The following is a 25,877-nucleotide window of genomic DNA, read 5'->3' as shown; positions in this document are numbered from 1 at the left end:
CTCGTATTCTATAAATATATCCTTACGGATTTTGCTACATTACAACTTGTTTTCTGGTCACCGCATGATAACCTCTAATTATCATTGGCTTTGGTCAACTGGTATAGGTTAATACCTCCTGTAGTTTTTAACTACTTATGAAGTCTGCCGCCCAGCCAATCTACTGATTTTCGAACTCACATGCTGTATCGATTAGATAGTTTACTAATTCAGAGTAGGATTAGGTGCAGCTTTAACTCTCTAACCAATGAATACTGATACTTGCGAGGATGTTTTTAGTGATTGTAATTAGGGGCTATCATGCAGTGATCAGATTAAGACCAGTAAATTTTAATGAAAGGAGGCCATTCCAATGAAACTTTTTGTCGGTATTGACGTTAGCTCAAAAGATTTAGTAACTTCAATGATTTCTGAAGAAACAACTGAAGTTGTTTTCCATGGTAACTTTGTTAATGATTTGAAAGGCGCAACAGAATTAAAAAACATGATTATCGATACGGCGAATTCAAATCATCTCGACCAAGTTGTGATTGGCATGGAAGCCACTTCCATTTACAGCTTTCACCCAGCAATGTTTTTCCAAGAAGACTCGGACCTTAAAAAGTTCAATACACAATCCGTGGTTATCGATCCTAAGAAAACTAAGCGCTATCATGATGTCTTCGCTGAAGATAAAAATGATCAAATCGACGCTTTTTACATTGCTGACTTCCTACGTGTTGGACGCTATTCAGTAGGGATTGTTCGTCAAGAGAACTACATTGCCCTGCAACGCTTAACGCGTTCCCGATATGAGCTTGTTCAAAGCTTAGCTCGGGCTAAGCAACACTTTATTGAGAACCTATACTACAAGCTCAATAAATTAGTAATTTCTGATGAACTGAATACTTCTATCTTTGGTTCAACGATGATGAGTCTGCTAACTGAAGATATGACTACTGATGACTTACTTAATCTTTCGATTACTGATTTAGCCGATTATCTGAATGAACACGGCCGGGGTCGCTTCGCGAACCCTGAAGCCTTGGCGAAAATAATTCAAAAGGCAGTTCGTGCTTCTTATCGTTTAGACAAAGTAATTGCTAATTCAGTTGATACAGTTCTCTCCGTTTATGCCGAGGAAATTAAAGCTTTTCAGAAGATGATTAAAGACCTCGACAAAGCAATTGAGAAAGTAGTTCAAGTAACTGATGAAGAACAGATTTTGCGCTCCATTCCCGGAATTGGACCAGTATACGCTGCTGGTATTTTAGCTGAAATTGGTCAAATCGAACGATTTGATAATGAAGCTAAATTGGCTAAATATGCTGGGCTTTCCTGGCGAGAAAAGCAGTCCGGAGCTTACGCTAGTGATAATACTCCGCTCAAGAGAACTGGTAATGCTTATCTTAGATACTATTTGGTTGAAGCTGCCAACAGAGTTAGAATCCAAGATCCAGTTTTTGGTGAATATTATCGGCGTAAATATCAAGAAGTAAAGCATACCCCATCAAAACGCGCTCTCGTCCTTACCGCACGTAAACTTATTAGGGTGATTTTCTTCCTACTCAAAAATCATCAAATCTATCAGGAAAAGAGGTAATTGGTATAGGAAGATAAACTGATTCTCGACGCTTAGCTTTTAAAACACCTTGGGATCAAGGCTTATTTAAGTGCGTCAAAAATCTGGTCAAAACAAGTTTGTCAGTGATAATTTTATCTTGACTTATTACCACATGACTTCATAGGTAATTATGTCTATATTTTAACGTAATCGAAAATGAAAGGGAATACATTTATAATGACGAACGATATAATAAGGGCCTCCATCACCCGGTTAAGCCGAACGTTGGAGACCCATTTGTTTTTTATTTTGTCATGTAATCCCGAGTCATTGGTAAGTTTTTACCTGAAGGACCCTTAGTTATCAAGTATTGAATAACATCAATGTTTCCAGATTCAAAGGATGCAGCACATGCTTGAAGGTATAAATCCCACATCCGTGTAAAACGTTCGCCCATCATATCAAGAATTTGGGCACGATGTTCATTAAAGTTCATATCCCAAATTTCGAGGGTGCGTTGATAGTGACGACGAAGCATTTCGATGTCAGCGATTTGCATATGATTTTCTTCAATGTGACCAATCATTTCTTCAAGACCAGGTACATAACCACCAGGGAAGATATACTTGTTAATCCACCCGTTATATGCGCCGCCTTGTTGACGAGTAATCCCGTGAATCAAAGCAACACCATCATCGGTAAGATAACCTTGGATGTCTTTAAAGTAAAGGCCTAGATTTTCTTTTCCGACGTGTTCAAACATTCCGACCGATGTAATGTAATCCCACTTTTGGTCACCAAGTTCACGATAATCAACTAGTTTAACTTCGGCAACGTCTTGCAAACCTTCTTTTTCAATCCGTTCCTTAACAAGGCGATATTGTTCTTCACTTAGAGTAACCCCGGTAACTTTTAAGCCGTATTCTTTTGCGGCGGTTAGCATTAATGTTCCCCAACCACATCCAATATCAAGCAATGTTTTGCCAGGCTTTGGATCAAGCTTCTTTAAGATGTGATGAACCTTGTCAACTTGGGCCTTAGTAAGATCATCGTGGTTGCCGTCAGTAAAGTAAGCACATGAGTAAGTTAGCGTATCATCAAGCCATAACTTGTAGAAGTCGTTCCCCACATCATAATGACTTTGAACATCATTTTCACTTTCTTTTTCTGAGTGGCCTTGTTTAGGCAAAAATTTGCGGAACTTAGAACTCCGCATAAAACTATCGGCACTTTCATATGCTGATTCGATTAATTCTTGAATGCTACCCTGGATCTCGATCTTCTTATCCATGTAGGCTTCCCCAAGTGCAATTGAGGCGTTCTTGGTAATATCACGCATTGGAATTTTTTCGTTGAAGGTGATAGTTACCTCAGGAGTTCCATCACCATAGATAACACTTGATCCATCCCAAAACACGATTTTTACTGGAATGTTAAACGAGTGCTTTAGTAGTGACTTATAGAACGTCTTTTCTAACATGAAACGTATCCTTCTTTCTGCAATAATAATATTCATTATAACACCCTTAAAATAAAAGTGTTTCAAGACAATTTATAAAAAACATTTCATAAGAAAGCGATAAACTAATTGCTGAAAAAATGAAAGCTTGCTACTATGCTAATTAGTAAGAAAAATAGGGAGATGATTGAATGACGAATGCCTGGAAGCATTTTATTGAGAATGTAAAACTACGGCGATTCACCGTCTTATTATTAATCATTGTCGTACTCTGGTTAATGAGATCAATGATGAATTTAATTTTATTTACGTTTATTCTTACTTACCTTGTTGTTAGTTGGGTAAGACTCGTCCAGCGGTGGTTACCACGAATGTCGACAAGTTTAATTGTAATCGTTACCTATGTGTTGTTAATTGTTCTATTGTATTTAGGAGTGACACGCTATTTACCAGTTTTGTCTCGGCAAGTTGTTAAAATGGTTAATTCGGTAGTTCATTTCTATAGTACGCATCAAGCGACGATGATATATCGTTATGTCAGCCATTACGTAAGTACCGCTACTATTATGAGTCAGGTTCGACATGGGATAACAATCGCAGTTAGCACTTTGACAAGTATTGGTGCAATCACTGTTTCATTTGTAATGTCTTTAATCTTGAGCTTTTTCTATACGCTTGAATTAAAACAGATGAATGAATTTTCTCATAGCTTTTTAGATAGTGATTTTGGCTGGTTTTTCCAGGATATTGATTATTTTGGCAAGAAATTTGTCAATACTTTCGGGGTTGTATTGGAGGCCCAATTCTTTATTGCTATTTGCAATACGGTGATTACCACGATTGGCCTATTATTTATGCGGATGCCACAGATTTTCGCCCTATCGTTGATTGTATTTATCTTTAGTTTGGTTCCGGTTGCTGGAGTAATTATTTCAACAATCCCATTGGCAATGGTTGGTTACTCAGTCGGTGGAATTCGCGATGTGGTTTACATTATCATCATGATTATCATCATCCATACTTTGGAGGCCTACGTCTTAAATCCTAAGTTTATGGCTAGCCGGACAGATCTGCCAATCTTTTATACTTTTATTGTATTGCTGATTGGTGAACATCTCTTTGGTACATGGGGATTGATTGTGGGGGTACCAATCTTTACCTTCTTACTTGATGTATTAGGCGTAAAACCCATTCGTGGTGCAAAAAAAGAAGTAAGTAAAAAATAAAGTTCCATAGCGGAATTTTATTTTTTTGCCCTTTCTTTATCCGAACAATCTGTGTTGGTTGGTTGAATAAAGTTAATGAAAATCGAACTTATTTTGCAAAATAGCTGAAAAAGTCTTGAGTTAGTGTATAATGAAATTAAGATAGGCCTAAAGAAAGGAAGCTGATATTCATGACAGACATTGAGATTGCAGACCAAGCGACCCTGGAACCAATTACAGAAATTGCCGAGAAACTCGGACTTTCAGAAGACGAAATCGAACAATATGGTAAGTACAAAGCTAAAATTGATTTAAATGTAAAGCCATTACCTGATAAAAAACATAAACTGATTTTAGTTACATCCATCAATCCGACGCCTGCTGGTGAAGGAAAGTCGACTGTCCTAATCGGCTTAGGGGATGCATTAAATCAATTAAACTATCAGACAACGATTGCAATGCGTGAGCCATCGATGGGTCCTGTTTTTGGGATAAAAGGTGGTGCAACCGGTGGTGGATATAGTCAGGTTGTTCCAATGGAAGATATTAATCTGAACTTTACTGGTGACTTGCATGCTCTTACAAGTGCTAATAATACTTTGGCCGCTTTAATTGATAACTATATTATGCGTGATAATGCAATGAACCTTGATCCGCGGCGAATTATCTGGAAACGGGTAGAAGACGTTAACGATCGCGCGCTCCGGAATGTAGTTACCGGTCTTGGGGGTCCAATGGCTGGTGTTCCACGTGAAACGGGCTTTGACATTACAGCTGCTTCCGAGTTGATGGCAATTTTATGCCTTTCAACTAGCCTTCATGACTTGAAAGAACGGATTAGTCGAATTGTAGTAGGATATACATACGATAAAGAACCGGTTACAGTTGGTCAACTTAATTTTCAGGATGCAATTACAATTATCTTGAAAGACGCATTAAAGCCTAACCTTGTTCAAACTTTAGACCATACGCCAACAATTGTACACGGGGGACCATTTGCTAACATTGCGCATGGATGTAATAGTGTTCTGGCGACGCAAACTGCCCTTAACCTTTCTGACTATACTGTAACGGAGGCTGGTTTTGGGGCTGACCTTGGTGGAGAAAAGTTCCTTGATATTAAGCAACGTGTTCTTGGTAAGCATCCTGATGCAATTGTCATCGTAGCTACTGTCCGAGCGCTAGAATACAATGGTGGGGCCAAGCTCGCAGACTTAAATGAAGAAAATCTTGATGCGCTGAAAAAAGGAATGGCAAACCTTAATCGTCACATTAAGAACATGCAATTATATGGGTTACCAATCGTAGTTGCAATCAATCATTTTGTCAGTGATACTGATAAAGAAATTCAAATGATTAAGGATGACTGTGCTAAGCAAAATGTTGAAGCAATTTTGACTGATGCTTGGGCTAAGGGCGGTAAAGGCACCCATGATTTGGCTAATAAAGTAGTCGAACTTGCTGATAGTCCAAGTGAATTTACTCATATCTATGACGTTCAAGTTGATGACCTTCAAACTAAGTTAGAGAAGATTGCTAAGCAGATTTATGGTGCTAAAGAAGTATCATTTAGCCGTAAAGCACAAAATCAATTGAAGCGATTTGCTAAGTATGGATGGAATGATTTGCCAGTATGTATTGCTAAGACCCAGTACTCATTTACAGATGACCAAAAACAACTCGGTGCCCCAACTGACTTTACTTTCCATATTCGGGAATTGGTACCAAAGATCGGTGCCGGCTTTGTGGTGGCTTTAGCTGGTAATATGATGACAATGCCAGGTCTTCCTAAAGAACCAGCTGCTGTAAACATGACGATTGACGATGATGGTAAAATTACCGGATTATTCTAAATAACTAACATGAAACATCGATTGTGCAATAACGTACATCGATGTTTTTTTCACAAACTTTTTGGGACTGGCGGGCTGGAATCATTGATATACTGCTATGTGAACTTACTCGTTTTCTTGTGAAATTGTAAAATAAGGGCTACAGTAGAGATATATTGTTTTATAAGTTTAACTAGGTAGAGGTGAATGGCTAATGGAAAAGAAACTATATGGTGCCGATGTTGTTATTGATAGTTTGAAAAAGCACGGGATTAATCTCGTCTTTGGGATTCCTGGAGCAAAGATTGATCGTTTGTTTGAGGGACTAGATGGTCAAGACAGTGAAGATGCACCTAAGTTAATTGTTACCCGGCATGAGCAAAATGCGGCATTTATGGCCCAAGCTTATGGTCGCTTAACCGGAAAAACAGGGGTCGCAATCGCTACTTCTGGTCCAGGGGTTGGTAATTTAGCAACCGGAATCATGACCGCTAACGCAGAAGGAGATCCAATGTTAGCGATTGGGGGCCAAGTACAACGGAAGGACCTTCACCGTGCAACCCACCAAAGCACGCCTTCAACTGAAATTATGGCGCCAATTACGCAATATAGCGCTGAAATTCAAGACCCTAATAATATTTCAGAGATTATGGCCAATGCGTTTGAAGCAAGTCAAGATGCACGTAAGGGAGCAGCCTTCGTTAGTCTTCCACAAGACGTTGATGATGCTGAAGTAACCGAAAAGCCATTGCCAATTTATGAAACACCTAAGATGGGTCCTGCTGATCCAAATGACTTACAAAAACTAGTCGAACTAATTAAAAATAGTAAAATGCCGGTTATCTTAGTCGGTCAACGGGGTGCGGATGAAGAAATTACAACCGCTCTTCGCAAATTATTAAGTGATTATTCGTTGCCGGTTGTCGAAACATATCAAGCAGCTGGAGTGGTATCACGTGACTTAGAACAACAGTCATACTTTGGACGGATTGGCCTTTTCCGCAATCAAGTTGGGGATCAACTCCTTCAACAAAGCGATCTTGTTATTGCTGTTGGTTATGATCCGATTGAATATGAACCACGAAACTGGAATAAGGAGGGGAATCTGCGCATAGTAAACCTTGATACCTTGCCAGCTCAAATTGATAACCACTATACGCCAATCATGCAACTCGTTGGGAATATTGCTACCAGTTTAACGGAACTTGATAAGTTGCTAAAGGGGTATGAATATCCTGTTGCAGCGACTGAGCAACTCGCTAAGTATAAGCAAGAACTTGACCAAGATAAAAAGATTCAAGTACCAGCAAGCGATGATGCTAGTCATCCGTTAGCGGTTGTGCATGCAATTCAAGAAAATGTTACTGATGATATGCACGTTGCTTTAGATGTGGGTTCCCACTATATTTGGATGGCTCGGCATTTCCGTTGCTATCAACCACGACACCTGTTAATCAGTAACGGGATGCAAACGCTGGGAGTTGGCTTGCCATGGGCGATGGTTGCAGCGATGCTTTATCCTGAACATAAATCAGTGGCAGTTTGCGGGGATGGAGGCTTCCTCTTCTCAGGAGCGGAATTAGCGACAGCCGTTCAACACCATCTTAATGTTGTAACGATTGTATGGAATGATGGCGGCCATTACGACATGGTTAAGTTCCAAGAAGAGATGAAATACCCGCAAGCAGCTGGTGTTAAGTTTGGAAATGTTGATATTGTTAAGTATGCTGAGAGTTTTGGTGCAACTGGACTGCGGGTAAATAAGCCGGCTGATCTTACTAAGGTACTCAGTCAAGCCTTTAATATTGATGGTCCGGTTGTGGTAGATGTTCCAGTTGATTACAGTAATAATAAAGAATTAGCTGCCAACCTGATTGATTCACAACTTGGCTAAGAGGGGAACAAAGATTATGACAACATTATATGAACACGGAACGTTAGCTGCGTTGATGGCAGGAAATTTTGATGGCACAATTACTGTCGGTGATTTGCTAAAACATGGTTCGATGGGAATCGGGACTTTTACTGGCTTAGACGGTGAGGTTGTTATCCTGAATAATGAAGTGTACCAGGCCGTTTCAAGTGGTCAGGTCAATCATATTACAGATATGGATGCTACAATGCCATTCGCCTCAGTCCATTTTCCTACTGAGCAACAGGATATAACATTAAGAAATGTAAACTTTGCTAAACTTAATAATGATTTTGTTAAAGAACATAAGCTTGCTAATGTTTTTGCATTCTTACAATTAAGCGGTGAGTTTGAGCACGTTAAAATTCGGATTGCTCCGAAGCAAGAAAAACCATACCCGACGTTGCTCGATGTCGCTCAACATCAACCTGAGTTTACGGCTGAAAATATTTCTGGGACCATTATCGGTTATTATGCACCAGAAATTTTTGGCACGATTACGGCAGCGGGCTGGCACCTTCATTTTATTAGCGATGATCGGCAATTTGCTGGACATCTCTTGGACTTTGATGCTCCTAAATTAACAGGTAGTTTTGAAATTTTTGATAACCTAGAACAACATCTGCCAATTCATAACAAAGAATTTCGGGAGAGTACAGTTGATATGGCAACTTTACGTGATGGAATTGCTAAATCGGAGGGTAATGCTGAATAGAACGCTTAACCATCCATTCTTCGGGGGTGGGACTGAAAACTCGCAAGTGAGTTCAGTCCTACTCCCTTTCTTTTTCATTTATTAAATACGAACTATTTGTTGTTTATTTAATTTAAAGTTCGAATTTGTGTTGAATTACGGAAAATGATTTGCTATCCTTAAAGCAGATTTGAGGAGGCATTGTTATGAGTGATATTAGTGTTGTGATGGGCAGTAAATCAGACTGGCCAACTGTTAAAGAAACTTGTGATATTTTAGATGAATTTGGTGTTTCATATGAAAAGAATGTGATTTCTGCTCATCGGATGCCAAACGAAATGTTCGCGTTTGCACAAAATGCGGTTGATAATGGAGTTAAAGTGATTATTGCATGTGCCGGAGGTGCAGCCCATCTCCCTGGAATGATTGCGGCCAATACCCCCCTGCCAGTAATTGGGATCCCAGGACAGACAAAAGCTCTTGGTGGCATGGACTCGCTTTTATCAATTGTTCAAATGCCGGCGGGAATTCCGGTGGCAACTACTGCGATTGGGAAAGCAGGCGCTAAAAACGCTGCGTTATTAGCATTGCAAATTCTGGGGATCACAGATAAGCATATCCAACAACAAATCATCGAGTATCGACAGGCAATGCATGATCAAGCAAAAGAAAGCGGGCAGTATCTTGAATAAATTTATTCCACAAGGCTCAACGATTGGCATTATTGGTGGTGGCCAATTGGGACAGATGATGGCATTGGATGCCAAACAGACGGGGATGAAGGTTATTATTTTAGATCCGACACCAAATTGTCCAGCGGGGCAGGTTGCTGATGAACAAATTGTTGCTCCTTATGCCGATACTAAAGCGATTGAAAAGTTGGCTGATAAAGCGGATGTATTAACCTACGAATTTGAAAATGTTGATTTAAACGCTTTGGAAGATGTACAGGATCGCGTTTATCTTCCCCAAGGAACTAATTTGCTTTACACGACCAAAAATCGTTTGCGAGAAAAGGACTTCTTGCGTCAGGCAGGGGTAAAAACAGCTCCATTCATGGCAGTGCATACTTCTGCTGAATTAAAAGATGCGGTAAAGAAAATTGGTTACCCGTCAGTTTTGAAAACCAGTGAAGGGGGGTATGACGGACACGGGCAAGAAGTGTTACGTACTAAGGACGATCTTGATAAGTGTGCCCCTATTTTAGCCACTGGCGACTGTATCTTAGAGGGATGGGTTCCTTTTAGCCGCGAATGTTCAGTGATGGTCGGACGTAATGAAGATGGAGAAATAACGGCTTTTCCTGTTTCAGAAAATATTCACCATGATGAAATTCTACATTTAAGCATTGTCCCAGCAAGGATCTCTTCTGAATTACAACAAAAGGCGCAAAAAATAGCGGTGCAGATTGCCCAAGCGATTAATTTGCGAGGAATTTTAGGGGTTGAAATGTTTGTAACAGATGATGGAGAGATTTATATTAATGAGCTTGCTCCTCGCCCGCACAATTCCGGTCATTATTCAATTGAGGCTTGTAACTTCTCCCAGTTCGCCATCCATAACCGAGCAATTTGTAACTGGCCACTCCCGCAAGTAGAGTTATTAAAGCCGGTGGTAATGGTAAATGTTTTAGGCCAGCATGTTGATGGAGTCCGACACCAGATTCAGAAAAAGGCAAATTGGCATTTTCATGATTATGGGAAAGCAGAAGTTCGTCATAACCGGAAAATGGGCCACGTTACAATCTTGACTGATGATATTGAAGCTACTTTAGCAGAAATTGACAATACAGGAATTTGGAGTGCATAAAGTTCGGCTTTACGTAACCGCTTTTCCTGTGCGATAATACATTTAGAAAAAATAGAGAGGATTTTTAACTGATGATTGATCGTTATACCAGTCCAGAGATGAAAAAGATTTGGAGCTTAGAAACACAATACCAATGTTGGTTAGATGTTGAGATTGCTGCTGATGAAGCGTGGAGTAAGCTTGGGCATATTCCTGCAGAAGATGTGGAAAAGATTAAAAAGAATGCCAAGTTTTCTGTAGAAGGAATTGCAGAGATTGAAGCAGTGACCCATCATGATGTGATTGCTTTTACCCGAGATGTTTCTAAATCATTGGGGCCTGAACGAAAGTGGGTTCACTATGGAATGACGAGTACAGATGTAGTTGATACTGCACAAGGCTTGCGTCTGAAAAAGGCGAACGATATCCTTCGTCAAGATATTGATAACTTTATGGATGTTCTTAAAGAATTGGCTGAAAAGTATAAGTACACAGTTTGTATGGGACGGACACATGGTATCCATGCTGAGCCAACAACTTTTGGCTTGAAAGCTGCTCGTTGGTATTCAGAAATGAAGCGTAATAAGGAACGTTTTGAACATGCTGCTAAGGGTGTTGAAGCGGGCAAAATTTCTGGTGCAGTAGGAACTTTTGCGGAAATTGATCCATTTGTTGAGGAATATGTCTGCAAAAAACTTGGCTTACGTCCTCAAGAAGTCTCTACACAAGTTCTTCCTCGAGATTTGCATGCTGAATATATTGCTACCATTGCGCTTATTGGAACAAGTATGGAAGAAATGGCAACCGAGATTCGCTCTCTGCAACGGACAGAAATCCATGAAGTCGAAGAACACTTTGCCAAGGGACAAAAAGGATCTTCTGCTATGCCACATAAACGTAATCCAATTGGCTCAGAAAATATTACTGGCTGTGCGCGGATGCTTCGTGGCTTTATGGTACCTGCTTATGAAGATGTTTCACTTTGGCATGAACGGGATATTTCTCATTCCAGTGCAGAGCGAATGATTTTACCAGATGCAACTTCATTACTTGATTACATGTTGCGGCGTTTGGGTCGAATTTTAAAGAATCTCGATGTATTCCCTGAAACAATGAAGAAGAATATGGATAAGACATTGGGCTTAATTTACAGTGGTCGGGTTCTTTTGAAGTTGGTTAACAGTGGGATGACTCGGGAAGCAGCTTATGATTTGATTCAACCATATACCGCTAAGTGCTGGGCAGAACAGATTCCGTTCCGTCCATTATTGGAAGATGACCCAACAATTCAAAAGCAATTAACTAAAGAAGATCTTGACGATGCCTTTGATTACCACTGGCACCTCCGTCATGTTGATGACATTTATAAACGATTGGGATTAGACTAATTTAAGTTAGTTTAAGGGGCTAGACGAACAAAAAAGTTTGTCTAGCCTTTTTGTTATGCTTCATTTGGTAAAACACGAACAATTTAAGTGAAAGATCATATAAATATCGTAATTTGTGTTGACAAGGGGGAGGAGGAAAGAGTATATTGTTGTCATGAAATATCGAATTAATTTTCGGATATCAAAATAAAAGTTCGTGTTTTACTGAAAGGAAGTTCCCTAAATGGAGAAGTTATTGTATACCGGCAAGGCAAAACAGATGTGGCAAACAGAGGATCCAGCAGTTTTACGGGTAGTTTATCTGGACCAAGCTACCGCCCTCAACGGAAAAAAGAAGGATCACTTTACCGGCAAGGGTGAGGCTGCGAATGCTATTTCTTCGCTCGTTTTTGATTACTTAATGAAGCAGGGAATTGAAACCCACTTTATTAAGAAACTATCAACTAACGAAGACCTTGTAAAAAAATGCGAGATGTTCCCGCTTGAATTTGTAACGCGGAATGTAATTGCTGGTCATTTTGCGAGTCGGTATGGACTTTCAGAAGGGGAAAAGCTTCCTTCACCAGTTGAGGAAATGTTCTATAAAAGCGATGAACTTGATGATCCCTTTATCAATGAATCCGCAACGATTGCTCTTGAGATTGCCAGCAAAGAGGAGCTTGCGCAAATGTGGGGGATCTGTCGGAAGGTCAATAACTTACTTAACCCATTATTTGCCCAAGCTAATTTACGGTTGGTTGACTTCAAACTCGAATTTGGCCGTTTGAATGATGGCAAGATTATCCTTGCAGATGAATTTTCGCCAGATAACTGTCGGTTATGGGATTTGACAACTAAGCAACATATGGATAAAGATGTATATCGGCGTAAACTTGCTGATTTAACCCAAACATATGATGAGGTATTGGAACGGTTAGAAGCAGTAATTAAGGAGGAAGCATAAATGGTTAATGTTCGGATTTTCGTGACTTATAAGCAATCGGTCTTTGATCCGCAGGGGGAAACAATTAAGGATGCGATCCATTCCCTAGGTCATGATGAAGTAACTGCCGTTAAAGTTGGAAAATTCTTTGACGTTACCTTGGATACCAATGAGGGTGGGGTAGCGGTAGCAGTAAAAGAAATTGCTGATCAGCTCCTTGTTAATTTCAATATGGAAACTTATACATACCAAGTTATGGAGGAAGCCTAGATGAAAATTGCGGTGGTTGTTTTCCCAGGATCCAATTGCGATGTGGATTTATATGAAGCCCTTCATTCCGTTTGCCATGCAGATGTGGAATATGTTTCTCACCGGCAAAAAAGTTTAGCCGGTTTTGATGCTGTGATGTTACCAGGAGGCTTTTCCTATGGTGATTATCTACGAGCTGGCGCAATTGCCCGGTTTACCAATATCATGCCTGCAATAATCAAAATGGCCAATGAGGGGAAACCAGTTTTTGGAACGTGTAACGGATTTCAAATTTTGACAGAAGCAGGTCTTTTGCCTGGCGGACTTAAACGCAATGATAACCAACATTTTGTTTGTAAAACTGTTCCTTTAGAAGTAGTGAACTCGCAAACTCTTTTTACTAGTCATTACCAGGATCACGAACGAATCGCATTACCAATTGCGCATGCCGATGGTAGTTATTATGCGGATGAAAAAACACTAGATGAACTTGAAGCAAATAATCAAGTTGTCTTTCGTTACGCGACTGAAAATCCAAATGGTAGTTTGCATAACATTGCTGGAATTACCAATAAGCAGGGAAATGTCTTAGGCATGATGCCCCATCCTGAACGAGCAGTAGAAACCATTCTTGGCAGTATGGATGGCTTACGGTTATTTGAGTCCTTGTTAGAAAACGGCAGAATTAAAGTGGAGGCATAGTTAATGAAGCAAGCAATGACCCCAGAAGAGATTAAAGAAAAGAAACCATACTTAGATTGGAGCTTGACTGAAGCAGAATATGATTACATTCGTACCCAACTCTTGGGACGATTACCAAATTATACTGAAACCGGCTTATTTTCTGCGATGTGGAGTGAGCACTGTTCATATAAAAAGTCAAAGCCGGTTCTGCGTCTCTTCCCTAATAAAAATGAGCGAGTATTGCAAGGTCCCGGAGAAGGAGCAGGGGTTGTTGATATTGATGATGGACAAGCGGTGGTATTCAAAGCTGAAAGTCACAATCATCCGACAACTGTTGAACCTTATCAAGGAGCAGCAACCGGTGTCGGTGGGATTCTACGGGACATTTTCAGCATGGGGGCACGACCAATCGCTTCCCTTGATTCCCTCCATTTCGGTGAATTAGATAATTCGACAACGCGAATGAAAGTAACTAATACCGTTCGGGGAATTGGTGATTACGGTAATTGTATGGGAATTCCTACAATTGCGGGTGAAACAACATTTGATCCATGCTACCAGGGCAATATTCTGTGTAATGCGATGAGTGTCGGCTTAATGGACCAGAAAGATATCCAGCAGGGTCGCGCTGCCGGAATTGGAAATGCAGTGATGTATGTCGGCGCTAAAACCGGCCGTGATGGAATTCATGGCGCCACCTTTGCTTCAGCAGACTTTAATGATGAAAATATGACGCAACGTTCGGCAGTTCAAGTTGGTAATCCTTTTATGGAAAAACTCTTATTAGAAGCTTGCCTTGATCTTATTAGAAATCATCCTGACTGGTTAGTAGGAATTCAAGATATGGGGGCAGCGGGAATTGTTTCTTCAAGTGCGGAAATGGCTTCCGAAGGTAAAAGTGGAATGGAGCTAAATTTGGATCTTGTTCCGCAACGTGAACCCGGGATGTCGGCTTATGAAATTATGCTTAGTGAATCCCAAGAACGAATGCTTCTTTGCGTAAAAAAAGGCCATGAAGAAGATGTCAAAAAGATTTTTGATTTTTACGATCTTGAAGCGGTCACAATTGGCCGGATTACTGCGGGTCATGATTATGTTCTCTTTCATGATGGTGAAGAAGTATGTCATATCCCAGTGTCGAGTTTAACTGATGACGTACTAGAAGAAGAAAGCCTAGAAAAAAAGCCTGCGCGGATTGAATTAGCCGAACAGCAATCAACGTGGATTCCAGATGTTGATAACGTTGCTGAAGTTTTAACTGCCTTGCTTGCTCAGTCAACGATTGCGGATAAAAGTAGTCTTTATCAGCAATATGATTCCCAAGTACGGACAAACACAGTGACCGGTCCCGGGAGTGATGCTGGGGTTCTGCGGATTCGTGGAACACATAAAGGGTTAGCGATGACAACTGATGGGAACGGTCGGTTTGTTTACCTTAGTCCAGAAGTTGGTGGGCAAATTGCCTTAGTTGAAGCGGCTGCCAACATAATTGCCAGTGGAGCCGAACCGTTAGCAATTACTGACTGCTTAAATTATGGTGACCCAACTGATCCAGAAATTTTCTGGGAACTTCATCAATCTGTCCAAGGGATGGCTGATGCTTGCCGTGAATTTAATACCCCGGTTATTTCTGGGAATGTTTCTTTATATAACGAAAACAATGGGCAAGCAATTCATCCGACGCCGATGGTTGGAATGGTTGGTCTAATTAAAAATATTGATCGCGTAATTCCTTCGTTTGTCCAACACCCGGGAGATAAGGTTTATCTAGTGGGCCAAACTCGTGATGATTATGCGGGGTCTGAGTTGCAAAAAATGATGACCGGCGATATTAGCGGAATTGTTAAGTCATTTGACCTTCACCATGTTCATCAATATATGCAACGGTTACTGACGACGATGGAGAACGGCCTTGTTTCCAGTGCACATGATTTGAGTGAAGGTGGCCTCGGAGTAGCTTTAGCAGAAACGGTCTTCAAAACTGATTTAGGGTTGAAAGTTGACCTTGCTGATCAGCCTGCAGCTCGCCTTTTTAGTGAGACTCCTGGAAGATTTATCGTGACGGTTGCTCCTGAAAAGGCAACCGAATTCGAAAAGGTATTAGGAAAAGATGCACACCTAATTGGAGAAGTTACAAATAGCCACTGGTTAATGGTTAAACTGGCAAATGGTGAACTCAATGAAAGTGTTGCACAATTACAAAAAACATGGGAGGAGGCAATTCCGTGCCAACTGAAATCAAAGGATTAAATGAAGAATGTGGGGTCTTTGGGGTTTTTGATGCGGCGAACGCTAGTCAATTAACCTATTACGGACTGCATACTCTTCAACATCGCGGCCAAGAAGGAGCCGGCATTGTCTCAACTGATGGGACGGAACTTTATCAGCACCGTGACCGGGGATTGTTGGCGAAAGTGTTTGCTGATCCGGCTGAGCTTAAACGATTAAAAGGAAACGCTGCGATTGGCCATGTTCGTTATGGGACAAGTGGACATAATTCGATTGCTAATGTTCAACCCTTCCTTTTTCACTTTCATGATGGTGCTGTTGCCCTCGCCCATAATGGTAATTTAACTAATGCTATTACCCTTCGTCGTGAATTGGAAAATGAAGGGGCGGTTTTCCAGTCAGATTCTGATACGGAAATTTTAATTCACCTTATCCGGAAATATATTAATGAAGGTTTTATTCCTGCTTTGAAGAAAAGCCTCAACCTTGTCCATGGTGGATTTGCCTACCTATTACTGCAAAAAGATCGGTTGATTGCGGCTTTAGATCCTAATGGGATTCGTCCTTTATGTATTGGAAGGTTAGAAAATGGTGCTTATGTTGTTGCTAGTGAGACTTGTGCTTTAGATATTATTAATGCTCAATTTGTGCGTGATGTTTTGCCAGGAGAATTAATAATTATTGATAAAGATGGGTTACATATTGACCATTACACTACCAAAACCCAACTGGCGATTTGCTCAATGGAGTATATCTATTTTGCCCGTCCTGATTCTATTATTCATGGGGTAACGGTACACAATGCGCGTAAACGAATGGGAAAGTTCTTAGCAAAGGAACACCCAGTTGATGCTGATATAGTAATTGGGGTACCTAACTCATCGTTATCTGCTGCTAGTGGGTATGCTGAAGAAAGCGGCCTTCCATATGAAATGGGGTTAATAAAGAGCCAATACGTTGCGCGGACGTTTATTCAACCAACTCAAGAGTTACGGGAGTTAGGCGTTCAGATGAAATTATCAGCTGTCCGCGGAGTTGTAAAAGGAAAAAGAGTGGTAGTAGTCGACGATTCGATTGTGCGCGGAACAACTTCTAAGCAGATTGTCCAAATGCTAAAAAGAGCTGGGGCCAAAGAAGTTCATATGCTTATTTCCTCACCACCATTTAAGTTTCCATGTTTCTATGGGATTGACGTATCAACGCGTTCAGAACTGATAGCTGCTCATTACCCCATTGAAGAAATGCGGCAGTTAATTGGTGCAGATTCTCTTAATTTTTTGAGTATTGATAGTCTAATCAAAGCAATTAACGTACCAGATGCAGGAGATGCTCCTAATGGTGGACTTACCGTGGCTTATTTTGATGGGAAGTACCCAACACCACTTTATGATTATGAAGAAGGGTACTTAAAGTCGTTAAGCGAACAAGAACGATTAGCAAGAAAGGGGTAAGAGGATGAGTCGTTATCAAGATGCAGGGGTAGATGTAAATGCCGGGTACGAACTTGTTCACCGTATTAAAGATGCAGTCAAATCAACTGATCGCCCAGGTGTGATTGGAGGAATTGGCAGCTTTGGGGGGATGTTTGACTTAGAAAAATTACAGGTACGGCATCCGGTCCTTGTCTCTGGCACTGATGGTGTGGGAACGAAACTCTTAATTGCTCAACAAATGAATAATCACGATACAATCGGGATCGATGTTGTCGCAATGTGCGTTAATGATGTCCTGGCGCAGGGAGCGGAACCAATAACATTTCTCGACTACATTGCGACCGGCCATAATGATCCGGCTAAGATGGCAGCGATTGTTAGCGGAGTAGCGACCGGTTGCCGAGAAGCTGGAGCCGCTTTAATTGGTGGAGAAACAGCAGAAATGCCAGATATGTATGCAGACAATGAGTATGACCTGGCAGGAACAGTAACAGGGATAGCAGAAAAAGAAGAACTTCTTACCGCTGCTGGACCGCAAAAAGGTGATATTTTACTTGGCCTCCCATCAAGCGGCTTGCATTCCAATGGCTTTTCCCTTGTCCGGCAGATCTTATTTAAGGATAATCACGTCAAATTAACTGATCGCCCAGAAGCATTGAGAGGAAAGACAGTAGGAGAAACGATCCTGACTCCTACTAGGATTTATGTTCAAGCGGTCTTGCCATTAGTCCATCGCAAATTGGTTCATGGGATTAGCCATATTACTGGTGGAGGATTGATTGAAAATGTTCCCCGGATGTTGGGAGATAACTTGCAAGCGGTGATTGATTCTAGTCGGTGGCCACAGCTTCCGGTCTTTGACTATTTGCGGGTGCTAGGAGGCCTTACTAAGGAGGATTGTTTCGAAGCATTTAATATGGGAATAGGAATGGTCTTAGCAGTGGCACCAGAACAAGTAGCGCAAGTTCAAGAGATACTATCAAATAAAAACATGACAAGTTATCAAATTGGTTATCTTCGTCATTGTTTACCAGATACAAAAAAGATTGTTATCAAGTGAGGGTTGTAAATGAGAGTCGCAATTTTAGCATCAGGAAACGGAACGAATTTTGAAGTCTTAGCACAGCACTTCAAAAATAATGATCTTCCTGGTGAATTAGCATTATTATTCTGTAATCATCCAGATGCTCCGGTAATGAAAAGAGCTGCCCGACTGGGGATCCCGGCAGAAAGCTTTACGGTCAAATCTTGTGGGGGAAAACAGGAATACGAGGAAAAATTATTGGGAGTGTTGAAAAAGTATCAAATTGACTTTATTGCCCTTGCTGGTTATTTACGAGTAATTGGGCCCACTATTTTGGATCATTATGCTCACCGAATTATTAACCTTCATCCAGCATGGTTGCCAGAATATCCGGGACTACATTCGATTGAACGGGCATTTGCTGATCAACAAGCACAGACAGGTGTCACCGTACACTATATTGATGCGGGACTCGATTCCGGCCCCATTATCGCCCAGGAACACGTCCCAATTTTACCAACTGATACTATTGAAACCTTAGAAGCACGGGTTCATGAAACTGAGCACCGATTATATCCTGAAGCATTAAAGCAGGCATTAGAAAAGGAGCAACATTAAATTATGAAAAGAGCATTAGTAAGCGTTTCTGATAAGCAAAACCTGGTTCCATTCGTTAAAGGGTTAGTTGAAAATGGTTTTGAAATTATTTCGACTGGTGGGACAAAGCGGGTTTTAGATAAAGCGGGAGTTGAAACGATTGGGATTGAGGATGTTACTCATTTTCCAGAAATTCTTGATGGCCGCGTAAAGACTCTTAACCCATACGTCCATGGGGGACTATTGGCTCGCCGGGACTTACCAGAACACATGGCGACCCTCGAAAAACTTAATATTACGCCAATCGATTTAGTCTGTGTTAATCTTTATCCATTTAAAGAGACGATCGAAAAGCCGGGAGTGGAATTAGCCGATGCAATTGAAAATATTGATATTGGTGGTCCTAGCATGGTCCGCTCAGCTGCTAAAAACTATCATGATGTAACAATCGTGGTGGACCAAGCCGATTACGATGAAGTCTTAGCCCAGATCAAAGAAGATGGTGAAACATCATTAGCAACTCGAGCATGCTTAGCAGCGAAAGCCTTTCGTCATACGGCAGCCTATGATTCCCTTATCTCTCAATACCTTACAAAACAGACAGGGCTTGAAGATCCAGAAAAATTAACTTTAAGCTGGGATTTAAAAGAAACAATGCGTTATGGTGAAAATAGTCACCAAAAGGCTTGGTTATATGAAGACGCGCTTCCTAAGGCTTTTTCAGTTTTACAGGCTAAACAATTACATGGTAAGAAGCTTTCCTACAATAATATTAAAGATGCTGATGAAGCATTACGGTGCATTCGTGAATTTGATGAACCAACAGTTGTAGCGATGAAACATATGAACCCATGTGGCATTGGCCGAGGGGATAGTTTGGTTCAAGCTTGGGATCGTGCCTATGAAGCTGACCCTGTTTCCATCTTTGGGGGAGTGATTGCTCTTAATCGGCAAGTTGATTTAGCTACCGCCGAGAAAATGCACAAAATCTTTCTAGAAATTGTCATTGCACCCGGCTTTGACGATGATGCATTTGAGTTATTGGCAAAGAAGAAAAATATTCGTTTGTTGAGTTTGGACTTCAGTAAGAAGGATGAACCAACTAAACATGAAGTTGTTTCAGTGATGGGTGGAATGTTGTTGCAAGAACAAGACACGCTTAAGGAAGATTACCACGACTGGCAATGTGTTACTGAAAAGCAACCAACAGAGAAACAGCTTAAGACATTAATGTTTGCCTGGAAAGCAGTTAAGCATGCCAAATCAAATGCGATTGTCTTAGCAAATGATGAGCGGACATTAGGGGTCGGAGAAGGTCAACCTAACCGAATTGATTCATTGAAAATTGCCGTAAAACATGCTGGCGAGGCGATTGATGATCGGACAGTGATGGCATCGGATGCTTTCTTCCCATTTGGTGATTGTGTTGAATATGCGGGTCAAAATGGCATTAAGGCGATTGTTCAGCCAGGAGGATCAATTCGCGATCAAGAATCAATTGAGATGGCAAATAAGTACGGAATTGCAATGGTCGCAACAGGCATTCGTCATTTCCGCCATTAAAGCTAGGAGGGTATCATGGAAAAGCAGGTCAACGTATTAGTTGTAGGTGAAGGCGGTCGTGAATTTGCCGTGGCGAAAAAATTACAAGAAAGTCCCCGTGTTAAGCAGGTTTATTGTGCGCCAGGAAACGTGGGGATGTCGACTGTAGGAGTAGTTTCCATTGCAATTGCGGAAACTGACTTTGCTAAGCTGATTCAATTTGCTAAAGAACATAATGTTGCGTGGACATTCGTGGGCCCTGAGGATTGTTTGGTTGATGGGATTGTTGATGAATTTAAGGCCGCTGGATTAAAGGTTTTTGGTCCTGATGCGCGGGCTGCCCAATTAGAAGGCTCGAAAGACTATGCCCTTAATTTTATGAATAATTATCACGTTCCCACTGCCCGCCATGCGACATATCGGGATCAAACAGCAGCGATTAATAACGTTGGGCAATTTGGCTTTCCAGTAGTAATTAAAGAAAATGGTTTAGCAGGAGGAAAAGGGGTTGTCATTGCAAAAGATCGTGCAGAAGCAACTAAGACAATCAAAGAAATGTTTGTCAATGGTCAGGCGCGCCTTGTGATTGAAGAATGTTTATCAGGTCCTGAGTATTCAATGTTTGTTTTGATTAGTAATGGTCACTATCGAATTTTGCCCATGGCTCAAGACCACAAACGAGCATTCGATGACGATAAAGGTCCTAATACTGGGGGGATGGGGGCTTATAGTCCCTTGCCACAACTTTCCTCAGCTGTTCGTCAACGGATGATTGATGAAGTACTTAAGCCAACAGTTGATGGTTTGGTGGCTGGCGAGTATCACTACCATGGGATTTTATATATTGGCCTTATTTTGACTGATGATGGTCCAAAAGTAATTGAATATAATGTTCGTCTAGGTGATCCAGAGACCCAGGTGATTTTGCCCCGCATGAAAACCGACTTGTTCGAACTTGTAGATGCAGCAATTAATGATCGACCATTACCAGAAGTTGAAGAAAATGAAGATGCTTGTTTTGGCGTTGTCTTGGCATCAAAAGGATATCCAACTAAGCCAATCCATGGACAAAAGCTGGGAACATTTCCAGTTGATCCTAATGTCACTATTGATTACGCAAATGTTGCTGGGACGATTAATGACTTAAGAGGTGCAGGTGGACGTTTACTAATGGTGATTGGGAAAGATGATTCTCTTCAAAAAGCCCGCGATCACGTTTATGACTACTTGCGCCAGCTTGATGAACCTGAATGTTTTTATCGTCATGATATTGGTGCAAAAGCTGGACTACAATAATTTCTTCATCACTATTGGCATTTGCAGGGGAATGGATTAAAATAATATGGTAATGCTGTTTATAGCGATTTTAAGAAGAAAGAGGTCAATTGAACATGGCTAAATTAGTATTAATTCGTCACGGTCAAAGTGAATGGAACTTATCTAACCAATTTACTGGTTGGGTTGATGTTGATTTAAGTGAAAAGGGTGTTGAACAAGCAAAGAATGCTGGTAAAGCCCTTAAGGAACACGGCATTGAATTTGACTACGCATACACTTCTGTTTTGAAGCGTGCTATCAAGACTTTGCACTATGCTCTTGAAGAATGTGACCAATTATGGATCCCTGAATACAAGACTTGGCGTTTAAACGAACGTCACTATGGTGCACTTCAAGGCCACAACAAGCAAAAGGCCGCTGAAAAGTACGGTGACGAACAAGTTCACATTTGGCGTCGTTCATACGATGTATTACCTCCATTGCTAAGTGCTGACGATGAAGGTTCTGCTGCAAAGGATCGTCGTTACGCTAACTTAGACCCACGTGCTATTCCTGGTGGTGAAAACTTAAAGGTTACTTTGGAACGTGTTATTCCATTATGGCAAGATGAAATTGCGCCAAAGCTTTTGGACAACAAGAACGTTATCATCGCTGCCCACGGTAACTCTCTTCGTGCATTGAGCAAGTACATCGAAAATATTTCTGATGAAGATATCATGAACCTTGAAATGGCTACTGGTCAACCAGTTGTTTACGACTTCGATGACAAGCTTAACGTATTAAGCAAGGAAAAGTACTAAAATAAATTTACGATATTAAATTTGGAGAGGCAGGAAAGTTAAATTTCTAACGCCTCTTTTTTGTAGCCTTTTTTGAAAAAATATTGAAGATATTGGCGAATAAATTGAGCTTATAGTGAGTTGTGGTATGATTAACATCAGAATCTAATAAGGTGGAGAGAATTTAAATGAAAATGGAAAAACAACGAACACTCCCAATGAAGGAATTTTTTCCTTCATTGAAAGAACTGGTAAAGCCCAACTATTTAAAGGCAATGTGGCCAGTTGCAGGGGTATCAATTATTTTTATTGCTTTAGTAGCGATCTTAGCACTCCTTAATTCAAATATTGCTGCCTCATTGAGTATGACAATGATGATGGTAATGTACGGAATGGCTTCCCCAGTTGCGATCTTGTTCTCATTATTAGAAATTGTAGGAATTGTCGCAATTATTGCTGCGTTAGCTTTCTTCTATACTTTCTTTGGCGTTGCTACTCAATATACATACCAAGATAAGATGGCTCATCCAGAACAACCAGTTAGTGCTGGCTCAATCTGGATGCACTATAAGCACTTGCGAAAGAATCAAGTATGGCGGATCGTGCTTTATATTGGATTGTTCACTTTCTTATGGAGTTTACCACTCAACATTGTTAATGCATTGCTCTTGCCACGTTTATCAGGCGTTGCTGCTGTTTATACTGGGTGGGCAATTCGAATTCTTAACGATATTGTTGTATTGTGGAAGAGTATCGAATATTCACAGTCATACTTCCTTTATCGTGAAAAACAACCACAATTCCTTGGTCAATCAATGCGTTATGCCTTAACTGCTAGTCGGCGGTTCATGACTGGCCGAAAGTGGAACTACTTTGCGATTCAGTTTGTCTTAGAATTCCTTCCAATGTTTATCTGGACCTTAATTTTTGGTGGATTGGCATTTTACGGTGTTTACACGGCAACTTATGTCCTTACTTATATCGGAATCGTCTTAGTGATTGTTGGTATTTCCTGCTACCTTCCAGTGGTATATGCGATCCTTGCGTTGTACTACAACAAGGCTCGAGCAGGAATGGAAATGGATGTGCTCTTCAAGGATACTTTTAAGCCAGTAGCTGAATTAACCGGTGAAGCTTATGTTCATGAAGTATATGTAGAAAAACAACCAAAAGAACAACCATCACCAACTGTTAAGCGTGATGATGAAAAGAAACACGAAGCAAAAAAAGATGAATAGTGAAGCGAAAAGCTGGAGGGTAACGAAAACTCTTCAGCTTTTTGTATTTTAAATACTTCTTGACAGTAATCGTTAATTCCATGTACAATGACGGCAATAACCAAAGATGAAGAAGTAATCTTAGTAGTAAGCGGTTGGACATTTAGGAAGCGAGTGGTAACTGTAAACTTTGCCAATACCGTTGTACGAATTACACTTACGGAGTCTTTCAGTATTTGAACGGATCGTCTCGTTATCGACTAGAGTGGTAGCTATCTAGCTGCAATCAAGGTGGTAACGCGGTAAATCGTCCCTGACTTCATTATTTGAAGTTGGGGATTTTTTGTATCCGAGAAACTTATGGAGGTAAACATGGATATTCTTAATGAACTAGAATGGCGTGGTGCTATTAACCAAGTTACAGACGAAGAAGGCCTACGCAAATTAACATCAGAAGATAAAATTGCTCTTTACTGTGGAACTGACCCAACCGGGGATAGTCTTCATATTGGACACTTAATTCCATTTATGATTTTGAAACGATTCCAATTAGCTGGCCACCACCCAGTAATTATTATTGGGGGAGGAACTGGTGCAATTGGTGATCCATCCGGTCGAAAGTCAGAACGGCAGCTTCAAACAATGGATCAAGTTCACCACAACGAAGAAGCATTAACTGCTCAAATGAAGAAGTTGTTTGGGACTGAAAATTTCACGATTGTAAACAACTATGAATGGTTATCAAAGATCAGTTTATTAGACTTCCTTCGTGACTACGGTAAACTATTTAATATCAACACCATGTTAAATAAGGAAGTAGTAGCAAGTCGGTTAGATGCTGGTATTTCATTTACTGAGTTCACTTACCAAATTCTTCAATCAGTCGATTTCCTTCATCTTTATCGTCACAACGATGTGCAATTACAAATTGGTGGCTCCGATCAGTGGGGAAACATCACTGCCGGAATTGATTTGATTCATAAGGTTGAAGGACCAGATGCTAAGGTTTACGGACTTACTATTCCATTAATGCTCAAAGCTGATGGAACTAAATTTGGAAAGACTGCGGGTGGTGCAATTTGGCTTGACCCAGAAAAGACCTCTCCATATGAATTTTATCAATTCTGGATTAACCAAGATGACCGTGACGTTATTAAATACTTGAAGTACTTCACTTTCTTATCAAAGGAAGAAATTGATGACTTGGCAGAAAAAGTTGAGAAGGAACCATGGAAGCGAGAAGCTCAACGTCGCTTAGCCCAAGAAGTAACTAAATTTGTTCATGGCCAAGAAGCAGTTGAAGAAGCAGAACGGATTAGTAAAGCATTGTTCTCTGGGGATGTTGCTGACCTTTCTGTTGCAGAAATTGAACAAGGCTTTAAGAATATGCCTTCAGTAGATGTAGAAAACAAGAAAGAAAATATTGTTATTTGGCTAACTGATAATGGTATTGAACCTTCACGTCGCCAAGCTCGGCAAGATGTATCAAGTGGGGCTATCAGAATTAATGGGGAAAAAGTTGATGATGTTGACGCCGAGATTGATCCCCAAGCACATTTTGAAGGTAAGTTTGTGATTGTTCGAAAGGGTAAGAAGCACTATTATTTAGCTCGCGTAAAATAAACTAGACCAATTGTTAGCAAATACGTTCTTAAAAGATAATTTAAGGGCGTATTTTTTATTTTTAGATATAAAAAAACAAATCTTTTTATTTCAAATAATAAAAAAGTTCAGGTTTAAAAAATAAATTAAAAAAGTTGGAAAAAGGTGTTGACGAAAGGATGAAATCCATGTATAGTAGTTATCGTTGTCAAAACAGCTAAGTGCTGTTGAGATGGTTTAACAAAAAAGTTAAAAATAATTGTTGACATCGCCTTGGCAACATGATATATTAATAAAGTTGCTGATTGAGTTATCGATCAAAAGAAATTCAAAAATAATTAAAATTTCTTCTTGACAAGCTGATCCGATACATGTTATAATAAATATGTTGGTTGACTGCTTGATTAGCCAACAGGTAGACCTTTGAAAACTGAACAAAGTTTCGACGAATCAAATGTGTAGGGTCTTCAATCACGATGTGATTTGAAGCAAAACATTTG

The 25,877-nt window shown here is 40.5% G+C and carries 21 protein-coding genes; 20 read left to right on the top strand and 1 reads right to left on the bottom strand.

What is annotated here, in order from left to right; translation table 11 throughout:
* Window positions 1-352 precede the first annotated feature (352 nt).
* Window positions 353-1,582 carry an IS110 family RNA-guided transposase gene (locus LMB56_RS07725; RefSeq protein ID WP_229282092.1) on the top strand — a complete coding sequence of 410 codons (1,230 nt, stop codon included), beginning with the start codon at window positions 353-355 and terminating at the stop codon, window positions 1,580-1,582.
* 265 nt (window positions 1,583-1,847) lie between these two features.
* Here LMB56_RS07725 and LMB56_RS07720 read toward each other — a convergent pair whose 3' ends face one another.
* Window positions 1,848-3,023 carry an SAM-dependent methyltransferase gene (locus tag LMB56_RS07720; RefSeq protein ID WP_035156189.1) on the bottom strand — a complete coding sequence of 392 codons (1,176 nt, stop codon included), beginning with the start codon at window positions 3,021-3,023 and terminating at the stop codon, window positions 1,848-1,850.
* A 170-nt stretch (window positions 3,024-3,193) separates the two neighbouring features.
* Between LMB56_RS07720 and LMB56_RS07715 the strand changes: the two genes are divergently transcribed.
* The 19 genes from LMB56_RS07715 to tyrS all read left to right on the top strand — a co-directional run bounded on the left by LMB56_RS07715 (window position 3,194) and on the right by tyrS (window position 25,398).
* Window positions 3,194-4,228: an AI-2E family transporter gene (locus LMB56_RS07715; protein WP_035156187.1), complete on the top strand. Its 1,035-nt coding sequence runs from the start codon at window positions 3,194-3,196 to the stop codon at window positions 4,226-4,228.
* A 170-nt stretch (window positions 4,229-4,398) separates the two neighbouring features.
* A complete protein-coding gene (locus LMB56_RS07710) occupies window positions 4,399-6,060 on the top strand; it encodes a formate--tetrahydrofolate ligase (RefSeq protein WP_065533554.1) in 1,662 nt (553 codons plus the stop codon).
* 193 nt (window positions 6,061-6,253) lie between these two features.
* Window positions 6,254-7,933, top strand: coding sequence for an acetolactate synthase AlsS (gene alsS / locus LMB56_RS07705; RefSeq protein WP_229283533.1), 1,680 nt, complete (start codon window positions 6,254-6,256; stop codon window positions 7,931-7,933).
* A 16-nt stretch (window positions 7,934-7,949) separates the two neighbouring features.
* Window positions 7,950-8,666, top strand: coding sequence for an acetolactate decarboxylase (budA, locus tag LMB56_RS07700; RefSeq protein ID WP_229283532.1), 717 nt, complete (start codon window positions 7,950-7,952; stop codon window positions 8,664-8,666).
* A gap of 185 nt (window positions 8,667-8,851) precedes the next feature.
* Complete coding sequence (purE, locus tag LMB56_RS07695; RefSeq protein WP_003665424.1) at window positions 8,852-9,337, top strand: 5-(carboxyamino)imidazole ribonucleotide mutase; 486 nt, start codon at window positions 8,852-8,854, stop codon at window positions 9,335-9,337.
* A complete protein-coding gene (purK, locus tag LMB56_RS07690) occupies window positions 9,300-10,454 on the top strand; it encodes a 5-(carboxyamino)imidazole ribonucleotide synthase (protein WP_229283531.1) in 1,155 nt (384 codons plus the stop codon). Before purE ends, purK begins: the two co-directional genes overlap by 38 nt.
* A 71-nt stretch (window positions 10,455-10,525) precedes the next feature.
* Window positions 10,526-11,821 (top strand): adenylosuccinate lyase, encoded by a 1,296-nt coding sequence (gene purB, locus LMB56_RS07685; RefSeq protein ID WP_229283530.1) that lies wholly within the window; start codon window positions 10,526-10,528, stop codon window positions 11,819-11,821.
* Between the two features lie 223 nt (window positions 11,822-12,044).
* Entirely contained in the window at window positions 12,045-12,764 is a 720-nt protein-coding gene (gene purC / locus LMB56_RS07680) for a phosphoribosylaminoimidazolesuccinocarboxamide synthase (protein WP_229283529.1), read from the top strand.
* Window positions 12,765-13,013, top strand: coding sequence for a phosphoribosylformylglycinamidine synthase subunit PurS (purS, locus tag LMB56_RS07675; protein WP_229283528.1), 249 nt, complete (start codon window positions 12,765-12,767; stop codon window positions 13,011-13,013).
* On the top strand, window positions 13,014-13,694 hold the full coding sequence (purQ, locus tag LMB56_RS07670; protein WP_229283527.1) for a phosphoribosylformylglycinamidine synthase subunit PurQ: 681 nt from the start codon (window positions 13,014-13,016) through the stop codon (window positions 13,692-13,694).
* A gap of 3 nt (window positions 13,695-13,697) precedes the next feature.
* The gene (gene purL, locus LMB56_RS07665; protein ID WP_229283526.1) at window positions 13,698-15,926 is read left to right on the top strand and encodes a phosphoribosylformylglycinamidine synthase subunit PurL; all 2,229 of its coding nucleotides are present in this window, start codon (window positions 13,698-13,700) and stop codon (window positions 15,924-15,926) included.
* The gene (gene purF / locus LMB56_RS07660; protein ID WP_229283525.1) at window positions 15,902-17,356 is read left to right on the top strand and encodes an amidophosphoribosyltransferase; all 1,455 of its coding nucleotides are present in this window, start codon (window positions 15,902-15,904) and stop codon (window positions 17,354-17,356) included. Before purL ends, purF begins: the two co-directional genes overlap by 25 nt.
* Window positions 17,357-17,360: 4 nt before the next feature.
* Window positions 17,361-18,398: a phosphoribosylformylglycinamidine cyclo-ligase gene (purM, locus tag LMB56_RS07655; protein ID WP_229283524.1), complete on the top strand. Its 1,038-nt coding sequence runs from the start codon at window positions 17,361-17,363 to the stop codon at window positions 18,396-18,398.
* 9 nt (window positions 18,399-18,407) lie between these two features.
* The gene (gene purN / locus LMB56_RS07650; RefSeq protein WP_003675889.1) at window positions 18,408-18,980 is read left to right on the top strand and encodes a phosphoribosylglycinamide formyltransferase; all 573 of its coding nucleotides are present in this window, start codon (window positions 18,408-18,410) and stop codon (window positions 18,978-18,980) included.
* A gap of 3 nt (window positions 18,981-18,983) precedes the next feature.
* Window positions 18,984-20,522 (top strand): bifunctional phosphoribosylaminoimidazolecarboxamide formyltransferase/IMP cyclohydrolase, encoded by a 1,539-nt coding sequence (gene purH, locus LMB56_RS07645; RefSeq protein WP_229283523.1) that lies wholly within the window; start codon window positions 18,984-18,986, stop codon window positions 20,520-20,522.
* Window positions 20,523-20,537: 15 nt separating this feature from the next.
* A complete protein-coding gene (gene purD / locus LMB56_RS07640) occupies window positions 20,538-21,797 on the top strand; it encodes a phosphoribosylamine--glycine ligase (RefSeq protein ID WP_229283522.1) in 1,260 nt (419 codons plus the stop codon).
* Between the two features lie 95 nt (window positions 21,798-21,892).
* Window positions 21,893-22,579, top strand: a complete 687-nt coding sequence (locus tag LMB56_RS07635) for a 2,3-diphosphoglycerate-dependent phosphoglycerate mutase (RefSeq protein ID WP_003665449.1) — start codon at window positions 21,893-21,895, stop codon at window positions 22,577-22,579.
* A gap of 167 nt (window positions 22,580-22,746) precedes the next feature.
* A complete protein-coding gene (locus LMB56_RS07630; RefSeq protein ID WP_229283521.1) occupies window positions 22,747-23,796 on the top strand; it encodes an MFS transporter in 1,050 nt (349 codons plus the stop codon).
* A gap of 351 nt (window positions 23,797-24,147) precedes the next feature.
* Window positions 24,148-25,398, top strand: a complete 1,251-nt coding sequence (gene tyrS / locus LMB56_RS07625) for a tyrosine--tRNA ligase (protein ID WP_229272652.1) — start codon at window positions 24,148-24,150, stop codon at window positions 25,396-25,398.
* Window positions 25,399-25,877: the final 479 nt, after the last annotated feature.

The sequence above is a fragment of the Limosilactobacillus reuteri genome (genome assembly GCF_020785355.1).
In the GTDB taxonomy this organism is placed as follows: domain Bacteria; phylum Bacillota; class Bacilli; order Lactobacillales; family Lactobacillaceae; genus Limosilactobacillus; species Limosilactobacillus reuteri_I.
Note: the sequence above shows the minus strand (reverse complement) of the source record. Positions and strands in the feature narration are given on the sequence as shown.

Excerpts from the sequence above, each read along its gene's own strand:
- LMB56_RS07725 (WP_229282092.1), top strand. The coding sequence starts at position 353 with ATGAAACTTTTTGTCGGTATTGACGTTAGCTCAAAAGATTTAGTAACT.
- LMB56_RS07720 (WP_035156189.1), bottom strand. The coding sequence starts at position 3,023 with ATGTTAGAAAAGACGTTCTATAAGTCACTACTAAAGCACTCGTTTAAC.
- LMB56_RS07715 (WP_035156187.1), top strand. The coding sequence starts at position 3,194 with ATGACGAATGCCTGGAAGCATTTTATTGAGAATGTAAAACTACGGCGA.
- LMB56_RS07710 (WP_065533554.1), top strand. The coding sequence starts at position 4,399 with ATGACAGACATTGAGATTGCAGACCAAGCGACCCTGGAACCAATTACA.
- alsS (WP_229283533.1), top strand. The coding sequence starts at position 6,254 with ATGGAAAAGAAACTATATGGTGCCGATGTTGTTATTGATAGTTTGAAA.
- budA (WP_229283532.1), top strand. The coding sequence starts at position 7,950 with ATGACAACATTATATGAACACGGAACGTTAGCTGCGTTGATGGCAGGA.
- purE (WP_003665424.1), top strand. The coding sequence starts at position 8,852 with ATGAGTGATATTAGTGTTGTGATGGGCAGTAAATCAGACTGGCCAACT.
- purK (WP_229283531.1), top strand. The coding sequence starts at position 9,300 with ATGATCAAGCAAAAGAAAGCGGGCAGTATCTTGAATAAATTTATTCCA.
- purB (WP_229283530.1), top strand. The coding sequence starts at position 10,526 with ATGATTGATCGTTATACCAGTCCAGAGATGAAAAAGATTTGGAGCTTA.
- purC (WP_229283529.1), top strand. The coding sequence starts at position 12,045 with ATGGAGAAGTTATTGTATACCGGCAAGGCAAAACAGATGTGGCAAACA.
- purS (WP_229283528.1), top strand. The coding sequence starts at position 12,765 with ATGGTTAATGTTCGGATTTTCGTGACTTATAAGCAATCGGTCTTTGAT.
- purQ (WP_229283527.1), top strand. The coding sequence starts at position 13,014 with ATGAAAATTGCGGTGGTTGTTTTCCCAGGATCCAATTGCGATGTGGAT.
- purL (WP_229283526.1), top strand. The coding sequence starts at position 13,698 with ATGAAGCAAGCAATGACCCCAGAAGAGATTAAAGAAAAGAAACCATAC.
- purM (WP_229283524.1), top strand. The coding sequence starts at position 17,361 with ATGAGTCGTTATCAAGATGCAGGGGTAGATGTAAATGCCGGGTACGAA.
- purN (WP_003675889.1), top strand. The coding sequence starts at position 18,408 with ATGAGAGTCGCAATTTTAGCATCAGGAAACGGAACGAATTTTGAAGTC.
- purH (WP_229283523.1), top strand. The coding sequence starts at position 18,984 with ATGAAAAGAGCATTAGTAAGCGTTTCTGATAAGCAAAACCTGGTTCCA.
- purD (WP_229283522.1), top strand. The coding sequence starts at position 20,538 with ATGGAAAAGCAGGTCAACGTATTAGTTGTAGGTGAAGGCGGTCGTGAA.
- LMB56_RS07635 (WP_003665449.1), top strand. The coding sequence starts at position 21,893 with ATGGCTAAATTAGTATTAATTCGTCACGGTCAAAGTGAATGGAACTTA.
- LMB56_RS07630 (WP_229283521.1), top strand. The coding sequence starts at position 22,747 with ATGAAAATGGAAAAACAACGAACACTCCCAATGAAGGAATTTTTTCCT.
- tyrS (WP_229272652.1), top strand. The coding sequence starts at position 24,148 with ATGGATATTCTTAATGAACTAGAATGGCGTGGTGCTATTAACCAAGTT.